The 7,836-nt window shown below is 55.4% G+C and carries 8 protein-coding genes and 1 tRNA gene; 4 read left to right on the top strand and 5 right to left on the bottom strand.

Annotation, left to right across the window (positions count from 1 at the left end):
- Window positions 1-18 precede the first annotated feature (18 nt).
- Both V3W49_RS20405 and dnaQ read right to left on the bottom strand, forming a co-directional pair.
- A tRNA-Asp gene (locus V3W49_RS20405) sits at window positions 19-95 on the bottom strand.
- A 126-nt stretch (window positions 96-221) separates the two neighbouring features.
- Window positions 222-959 carry a DNA polymerase III subunit epsilon gene (dnaQ, locus tag V3W49_RS20410; RefSeq protein WP_500147821.1) on the bottom strand — a complete coding sequence of 246 codons (738 nt, stop codon included), beginning with the start codon at window positions 957-959 and terminating at the stop codon, window positions 222-224.
- Here dnaQ and rnhA point away from each other — a divergent pair.
- Window positions 958-1,488 (top strand): ribonuclease HI, encoded by a 531-nt coding sequence (gene rnhA, locus V3W49_RS20415; protein ID WP_500147822.1) that lies wholly within the window; start codon window positions 958-960, stop codon window positions 1,486-1,488. The genes dnaQ and rnhA overlap by 2 nt on opposite strands.
- On the opposite strand, the gene V3W49_RS20420 is transcribed toward rnhA, so the two are convergent.
- Window positions 1,436-2,206, bottom strand: coding sequence for a class I SAM-dependent methyltransferase (locus V3W49_RS20420; protein ID WP_500147823.1), 771 nt, complete (start codon window positions 2,204-2,206; stop codon window positions 1,436-1,438). The genes rnhA and V3W49_RS20420 overlap by 53 nt on opposite strands.
- A 33-nt stretch (window positions 2,207-2,239) precedes the next feature.
- Between V3W49_RS20420 and gloB the strand changes: the two genes are divergently transcribed.
- Complete coding sequence (gene gloB, locus V3W49_RS20425; protein WP_500147824.1) at window positions 2,240-2,995, top strand: hydroxyacylglutathione hydrolase; 756 nt, start codon at window positions 2,240-2,242, stop codon at window positions 2,993-2,995.
- A 73-nt stretch (window positions 2,996-3,068) separates the two neighbouring features.
- A complete protein-coding gene (gene mltD, locus V3W49_RS20430; protein WP_500147825.1) occupies window positions 3,069-4,466 on the top strand; it encodes a murein transglycosylase D in 1,398 nt (465 codons plus the stop codon).
- Between the two features lie 50 nt (window positions 4,467-4,516).
- On the opposite strand, the gene V3W49_RS20435 is transcribed toward mltD, so the two are convergent.
- Together V3W49_RS20435 and V3W49_RS20440 are read right to left on the bottom strand one after the other, a co-directional pair.
- Entirely contained in the window at window positions 4,517-5,287 is a 771-nt protein-coding gene (locus tag V3W49_RS20435; RefSeq protein WP_500147826.1) for a class I SAM-dependent methyltransferase, read from the bottom strand.
- Between the two features lie 69 nt (window positions 5,288-5,356).
- Window positions 5,357-6,160 carry an endonuclease/exonuclease/phosphatase family protein gene (locus tag V3W49_RS20440; protein ID WP_500147827.1) on the bottom strand — a complete coding sequence of 268 codons (804 nt, stop codon included), beginning with the start codon at window positions 6,158-6,160 and terminating at the stop codon, window positions 5,357-5,359.
- 198 nt (window positions 6,161-6,358) lie between these two features.
- Here V3W49_RS20440 and yafC point away from each other — a divergent pair, with 198 nt between their 5' ends.
- Complete coding sequence (yafC, locus tag V3W49_RS20445; protein ID WP_500147828.1) at window positions 6,359-7,264, top strand: DNA-binding transcriptional regulator YafC; 906 nt, start codon at window positions 6,359-6,361, stop codon at window positions 7,262-7,264.
- Window positions 7,265-7,836: the final 572 nt, after the last annotated feature.

The following is a 7,836-nucleotide window of genomic DNA, read 5'->3' on the forward strand; positions in this document are numbered from 1 at the left end:
TCAGGGCTTTTAAATTCGTGGCGGAACGGACGGGACTCGAACCCGCGACCCCCTGCGTGACAGGCAGGTATTCTAACCAACTGAACTACCGCTCCGCATTGCTCCCTCACCGGGGAGCGAAGCGAATATTACGGATTGCGAATGGGGGCGTCAACGGCTTTTTTGCAACTTTTGAATCGACTGATGCAAAATTCACCCCAACGCCTTTTTTTCGTGCAAATTCAGGCGCGCCAGAGGCAACTTCCACCTTTCTTTTCCACCAAATCCAGGCGAGATTCGTGGCTCATCAACTCCTCATCGCTGGCGGCGATCACCCGCAATGACTGGGCACGCCGCACGATGCGTTGAACAGTCTCGGCTCCCTGTTCCTGTTGGGTCTCCCCTTCCATGGCAAACGTCATTGATGTCTGTCCACCGGTCATCGCCAGCCAGACATCGGCCAGAATTTGGGAGTCGAGCAACGCCCCGTGCAGGGTACGCTTGGTGTTATCTATTTCATAGCGGGAACAGAGTGCATCCAGACTGTTACGCTTACCGGGAAACATCTTACGCGCCAGCGCCAGGCTGTCGGTCACTTCGCAGAAGGTGTTGGTTTTTGGAATACCGCGATTAAGTTTGCCAAACTCATAGTCCATAAAACCGATATCGAACGATGCGTTATGGATGATGAGTTCAGCGCCGCGAATATAGTCAATAAAGTCATCCGCCACCTCGGCAAAGGTCGGCTGACTCATCAGAAACTCATCGGCGATGCCGTGAACCATAAAGGCTTCAGGGTCCACCAGCCTGTCCGGCTTAATATAGACGTGGAAATTATTCCCCGTCAGTCGCCGATTGATAACCTCAACGGCCCCAATCTCAATAATGCAGTGCCCCTCGTAATGGGCACCGATCTGGTTCATACCCGTAGTTTCGGTATCGAGTACGACCTGTCTTGCTATGCCGCTATTCGTGCTCATGGCGCTCATTTATGTCAGACTTGGCGTTTTCAATACAGGAAGTCTACCAGAGATGGGTAAACAGGTAGAAATTTTCACCGACGGCTCCTGCCTGGGCAACCCCGGCCCCGGCGGCTATGGCGCCATTCTACGCTATAAGCAGCATGAAAAAACCTTTAGCGCGGGTTATCACCTGACCACCAACAACAGGATGGAACTGATGGCGGCCATCGTGGCGCTGGAGGCGCTGCGCGAACCCTGCGAGGTCGTACTTAGCACCGACAGCCAGTATGTACGCCAGGGCATTACCTCGTGGATCCATAACTGGAAGAAGCGCGGCTGGAAAACCGCCAGCAAGCAGCCGGTGAAGAATGTCGATCTCTGGCAACGCCTGGATCGGGCGCTCACCCCCCACCAGGTGCACTGGGTATGGGTAAAAGGCCATGCCGGCCACCCGGAAAATGAACGCTGCGACGAACTGGCTCGTAGCGCGGCGGCTAATCCCGCGAGCGAGGATAGCGGCTATCTTGCCGAGACGTCCGGGAACTAACCGTAACCCGGCACTGGCGGGTAGCGCCGACCGCCGGACGTAGCTGGGTTTTCTCACGTCGCTGTTTCATGGGGTTAAGGGTCAGTGGAATAGTACGTTTGCGCGCCACGATGAACTGTAGACAGCCCAGTGCCGGCAGGTGGGTGCTAAGCATCTTTCCCCCCTGCCGCGACCAGGGAAGCACCTGAAAACAGCCCTGATGCAGCACTTCGAAATTAAGCAGAGACAGCCAGTCGAGCTGGCGTGCCAGCGGGAACATTCGGCTGTTCCAGGGGGCTACCCGGCGACGCTGGAACGGCACCAGCTTACGTAGTCCCACCAGACTAATGGGGTTAAAACTGCTTAGTATTAGCCAGCCATCGTCAATCAGAATCCGGTCTGCCTCTCGCAGCAATCGGTGCGGATCCTGGCACCAGGAGATGGTATGAGCCAGCAGACAAGCATCAACGGAACCTGACGCGAACGGCAGATGTAACGGATCGGCCACAACCTGCAGGTTTTGCCCTTGTAACGCCAGGTTAACCTGGTGTGAAATGGCGCAGGCGTCGGTGGCGATCTCGGCACTCAGATTGCCCACCTTAATAAGATGAAAACCAAACATTTTCGCCAGCCACGGCTGAAGGCGCTGCTCCAGCGCATCGCGGTAATATTCCCCCCAGGGGAGTTCAGCCCAGCGGTCAGGCGCAGCGATAGTGTCAGGTATCCTTGCCGGTTTCATCACAACCTTCCGTAACGCAGTGAGAGGTATTTTATGAATCTTACCAGTATTCCCGCCTTCCAGGACAACTACATCTGGATCCTTCACGACGAAACGGGAAAATGTCTGATCGTGGATCCCGGCGACGCGACGCCAGTACTGGATGCTATCCAGAAGAATGGCTGGCAACCCGAAGGGGTTTTACTGACGCATCATCATCAGGATCACGTTGGCGGAGTCAAAAAACTCCTGGGGCATTATCCGAATTTACCGATCTGGGGGCCGCAGGAAACCCAGGATAAAGGCGCCAACCGGATAGTCAGCGATGGCGATCGGGTTACTATTTTGAATCTCGAATTTTCCGTTTTCGCGACTCCGGGCCACACCCTGGGCCATATTTGCTGGTATGCCGCCCCCTGGCTTTTCTGCGGGGACACGATGTTTTCCGGCGGCTGCGGACGACTTTTCGAAGGCACTCCAGTACAAATGTTCCAATCTTTTCAAAGAATTAACCAACTACCGGAACAAACTTTAATTTGTTGTGCCCATGAGTATACCGAAAGCAATCTGGCCTTCGCGCTGAGTATCCTTCCTGAAGATATGGATTTAAACAGCTATTACAGAAAAGTTAAAGAGTTACGCGTAACAAATCAAAAAACGCTCCCTTCAAGCCTGAAAACTGAGCGCAAAATTAATATTTTCCTTAGAACAGAAGATTCTGATTTCATTAAACAAATCAAAAATAAAACAAACTTGCAACAACCAGTTCAACTTTTTGCATGGTTAAGGGCCGCTAAAGACAACTTCTGACTTTTCCTGGTTGCGCAGTTCTGACATCGACTGTATGATTGCTCGTCTTTTAAGCAACAGTTGACACACACACATGAAGGCAAAAGCGATACTACTCGCCTCTGTTCTGCTGGTAGGTTGCCAGGGTGCAAAGCACGACGGCAACGTTCAACAGCACGCTCAGAGCCTTTCTGCGGCTGGTCAAGGTGAAGCAGGGAAGTTAACAGGTCGAGCGACCTCTGCGCGATGGACTGACGAACAGTCTTTCCTCGCGCAGGATCAAGATCTGTGGGCCTTTATAAGTAACGAGCTAAAGATGGGGATTCCGGAGAACAGCCGGATTCGCGCACAGAAACAAAAATACTTAAAAAACAAGAGCTATCTCCACGATGTAACACTCAGGGCCGAGCCCTATATGTACTGGATAGCCGGGCAGATTAAAAAACGTAATATGCCCATGGAACTGGTACTACTGCCCATAGTGGAGAGCGCTTTTGATCCCCATGCTACGTCTTCCCGCAGTGCCGCAGGCCTCTGGCAGATTATACCGAGCACGGGGCGGCATTATGGCCTGAAGCAAACCAGCGCCTACGATGGTCGACGCGACGTGGTGGCCTCCACAACGGCCGCGCTGAACATGATGCAGCGCCTGAACCGAATGTTCGACGGCGACTGGCTGCTGACCGTCGCCGCCTACAACAGCGGCGAAGGTCGGGTGCTGAACGCAATAAAGGCGAACAAGCGACAGGGTAAATCGACTGACTTCTGGTCGCTGTCACTGCCGCAGGAAACCAAACTGTACATCCCGAAAATGCTGGCTTTGAGCGAAATTTTCAAAAACAGCAAACGCTACGGGGTTCGTTTGCCGACGGCGGACGAGAGCCGTGCTCTGGCGCGCGTCGAGGTCAATAACCCGATGACGCTGAGCAAAGTGGCCGATATGGCCGGGATCTCCGTCAGCCAGCTGAAAACCTACAATGCGGGCTATAAAAACGCCCGGCTGGGTAGCAGCGGCCCGCAGTACGTCATGGTGCCGCGTAAGCACGCCGGTCAGTTGCGGACTTCTCTGGCGGCCAGCGATTTCGAGTCGGTTCAGTCTGGCCTGCTGGCAGAAAACCGCAGCAGCAGCACGGAACGTAACACTGGCGACAGCTACACCGTACGCAAGGGCGATACGCTTTCCGGTATCGCGGCGCGAACGAACGTCAGCACCCGCGATCTGCAGCGCTGGAACAGCCTGAACAGCGCGCAAATTCGTCCCGGTCAGAAACTCAGTCTGGGCGCTGCTACTAGCGATGAGCTGGCCAGTAACAGCCGCAGCGACAATGGGATGACCTACCGCGTACGCAAGGGAGATTCCCTCTCCAGTATCGCGAAACGTCACGGCGTGCAGATCAAAGATCTGGAACGCTGGAATGACGACACCGATAACCTGCGGCCCGGCGACCAATTGACGCTGTACGTTAAACACGATGCAACGCCGGATACCTGATATCCGGCCACCCAAAAAGCACCCGTTTCAGGGTGCTTTTTTTATCCCTGTCACTCAGGCTTCAGCGCCTCTATCCAGATAATATCGCTGGTAAAGCTGCCGTTATCCTGCAAGGCAAAGTAACGCTGAACCTCCGCAGAAGCGCTGCGCTGATACAGTCGAATCGCCTCCGCCAGCGGCTCAGGCGTACGCATACGGGCAATCCAGGAGGAAAACTCCAGTACCAGTTTATCGGTGGACAGATTTGCTACATTCAGCCCGGCTTCGCCGACAAAGCCCAGCCATTCAGCAGCGGGATAGTCGCGTACGTGGGAAGTGTCGCGCAACGCCTCTACCGTCTGCAGCCAGATATCCAGCACCGGATGTCCCGGTGCCGTCACGTCCATAATAATCATCCTGCCGCCTGGCCTCAGGACACGCCGTACCTCTCTTAACGCCTGTCCCACATCATGCCAGTGGTGTGCTGAATAGCGACTAATCACAATATCAAAACAGGCATCATCGAAAGGAAGTTGTTCTGCATAGCCCTGGCAGGTGGTCAGATTCGCCAGCTGGCGCTCGTGCGCGGCGCTGGCAACCACTTCCAGCATCTGTGCCGACAGGTCATAAGCCACGACCTCCCTGACCCGCTGCGCGGCCACGAAGCTGGCATGGCCCGCGCCGCAGCCCATATCCAGTAAACGCGCGTCAGCAAATCGCACCAGCGTGCTCCCCAGCCGTTCAAGATCTCCCCCGCTGGCGTGCACGCTACTGTTCAGATAAGCGCTGGCCTGTGAGCCAAACTGTTGATCTACGCGATCGTGATGAGTGTCGGTTGTCATGTTGTTGTCCTTTGCGTTGAGTAAAAAACGGGACAGCGCGGGTCTGCCCCATGGCAGACCTGACCAACCTTAGCGCTTTTCAGGTTTGCCGGGTGTGAATTCGACGAGTAGCGGATTGTGATCGGAAGCGCGGGTCACCAGCACTGAAGCTTCGTAAACATTCAGGCCGCGATAGAAGACAAAATCAAGTGGGCGTCCGAAAGCCCGCCGTCGCTGATCGTCGGTAAAACGCACCTCCCGCAGCGACATTTCGCGGGCAAAACGATACAGGGCCGCCATGCGCGGGCGACTCCAGGCATTAAAGTCGCCGCCCATAATGACCGGCCCCTGATGGTGAGCAATCTGATCGCCGATAGGCCCCAGTTGTTTGCTGTAGACATCCACTCCCAGACTGAAGTTAACGGCATGAATATTCACCACCATCAGCAGACGACCATCCGGCAACGGATAAACGGTGACCAGCGCCGATTTCGCCAGCCGCAGAATCGGCTCACGCTCACGCAGCGGACAGCAGTATACCGGATGCGATGCCGACAGCGTCATCACGCCCGAGGGATGTTGGGGAAGAACGAAGGCGGGCACCTGATCTGCCGCCAGATAGTTGCTGGTGGCGAAACGCACCAGCTCTGGCGTGGTCTGGGCCTCCTGCAACAGCACGAGCTGCGCTTCTTTACCGAAGTTTTGCAGCACGGAAAGCCAGTCGGCCCGTTGTTGTTTATAGATATTCCATACCAGCACGCGAAATCGTTCGCCGCCAGGCAGCGGCTCGCCGGGAGGAAGCGCCTTACCTATACCCGCAAAAGAGCCTGGCGGCAGAATACGCTCCGCAGGCTGGCCAGCGACATAGCGCATGGCGTAGGTTTTTCTTCGCACGTTATGCTGATGACCTCTGTAACCTTTACCCCGTTTTTACAACGGGTAATTCTTCTGTTATAGGGGTTTTAGCGGCCACTTTCAATCGCTCTAAGGCGAAAGCGCATCGCGAATCTCCCGGGATGACAGTGAGAATACGCCGTGATTAAATACCCTGACTGCTATTTTCCACCGTAACCACCTGTCCGGAAAGTGATAATGAAAACGACCTCTGAAGAGTTGTGCATCTTTGTTTCTGTGGTGGAGAGCGGCAGCTTCAGCCGCGCGGCGCAGCAACTGGGTCTTGCCAACTCCGCCGTGAGCCGTTCGGTCAAGAAGCTGGAGGCTAAGCTGGGAGTCAGTCTGCTCAATCGCACCACGCGCCATCTCAGTCTGACCGAAGAGGGGGGCCGCTACTTCCGGCGCGCCCAGCATATTTTGCAGGAGATGGCAGCGGCGGAAAATGAACTACTGGAGTCACGACTGCGCCCCAGAGGGCTGCTACGGGTAGATGCCGCAACCCCCGTCGTCCTGCACCTGCTGGCGCCACTGGTGAAGCCCTTTCGCGAGCGTTACCCCGAAGTCACCCTGAGTCTGGAGTCATCGGAAACCTTCATCAACCTCATTGAGCGTAAAGTAGACGTGGCAATCCGCGCTGGCGTACTGAGTGATTCCAGTCTGCGGGCCCGTCCGCTGTTTACCAGCTACCGACGAATTCTGGCTTCGCCAGAGTATCTGGCGCAAAATGGAACGCCCCGTAACGTACAGGATCTGGCCGCACATGTCTGTATCGGCTTTAGCGCGCCTGCCACGCTCAATCACTGGCCACTCCCCCAGGATGACGGACAACTCTATGAAGTCACGCCGACCCTGCTTTCCAGCAGTGGCGAAACCATCAAGCAGTTGTGTCTGCAGGGCAACGGCATCGCCTGCCTGTCCGACTTTATGGTGGATAATGAGATAGCCGACGGGCGACTGGTGGAACTACTGCGCGATGTGGTGCTGCCAGTCGAGATGCCTTTCAGCGCCGTCTATTACAGCGATCAAGCGGTCAGCAGCCGTATCCGTGCCTTTATCGACTTCCTGAGCGAACGAACTAACCAGACTCAACCGGCCGCGCGCTAAGCTAACCATGCTGGATTAACCCAGACTAAATGAACGCGGATACCTTAACGAACAGCTATACCGCACCGGGCGGCGCTGAAGGCTCTGGCGGCAGAACAGCGCTCTGCGGACTGCACAATTGTGGCGCTGTGCAAGATCTCACCATATATAGTCCACACAGCCATATACTGGCTCAGACACGAAAACAGGTGGGCCATAGCCGCCCATTCTCCCACGGTAGCGACGCCTACGGGGATCCGCCATGCCAGAGGTCACCGACCGGATCGCATCTGCTGGCCCACAGCCAGATAACCCCGGTGAATCCAGGAGGACATACAGAGGCATCTTCATACCATAACGTATGCCTGCTTTACCGTAACGAGAATATCAAACGCGATGAAATTCGCCACGCTGAAAACCTGTCAAAATATTGCCGAAAGCAGAGGATTCAGGCCTTACCAGCGAAAAAGACGCATAAGAAAAAGCCCTGAGCAAACGCTCAGGGCTTATCAATAAGTGGCGGAACGGACGGGACTCGAACCCGCGACCCCCTGCGTGACAGGCAGGTATTCTAACCAACTGAACTACCGCTC

Origin of the sequence: Rosenbergiella sp. YN46, assembly GCF_036620675.1 — a bacterium.
Classification (GTDB): domain Bacteria; phylum Pseudomonadota; class Gammaproteobacteria; order Enterobacterales; family Enterobacteriaceae; genus Jejubacter.

Excerpts from the sequence above, each read along its gene's own strand:
- rnhA (WP_500147822.1), top strand. The coding sequence starts at position 958 with ATGGCGCTCATTTATGTCAGACTTGGCGTTTTCAATACAGGAAGTCTA.
- dnaQ (WP_500147821.1), bottom strand. The coding sequence starts at position 959 with ATGAGCACGAATAGCGGCATAGCAAGACAGGTCGTACTCGATACCGAA.
- V3W49_RS20420 (WP_500147823.1), bottom strand. The coding sequence starts at position 2,206 with ATGAAACCGGCAAGGATACCTGACACTATCGCTGCGCCTGACCGCTGG.
- gloB (WP_500147824.1), top strand. The coding sequence starts at position 2,240 with ATGAATCTTACCAGTATTCCCGCCTTCCAGGACAACTACATCTGGATC.
- mltD (WP_500147825.1), top strand. The coding sequence starts at position 3,069 with ATGAAGGCAAAAGCGATACTACTCGCCTCTGTTCTGCTGGTAGGTTGC.
- V3W49_RS20435 (WP_500147826.1), bottom strand. The coding sequence starts at position 5,287 with ATGACAACCGACACTCATCACGATCGCGTAGATCAACAGTTTGGCTCA.
- yafC (WP_500147828.1), top strand. The coding sequence starts at position 6,359 with ATGAAAACGACCTCTGAAGAGTTGTGCATCTTTGTTTCTGTGGTGGAG.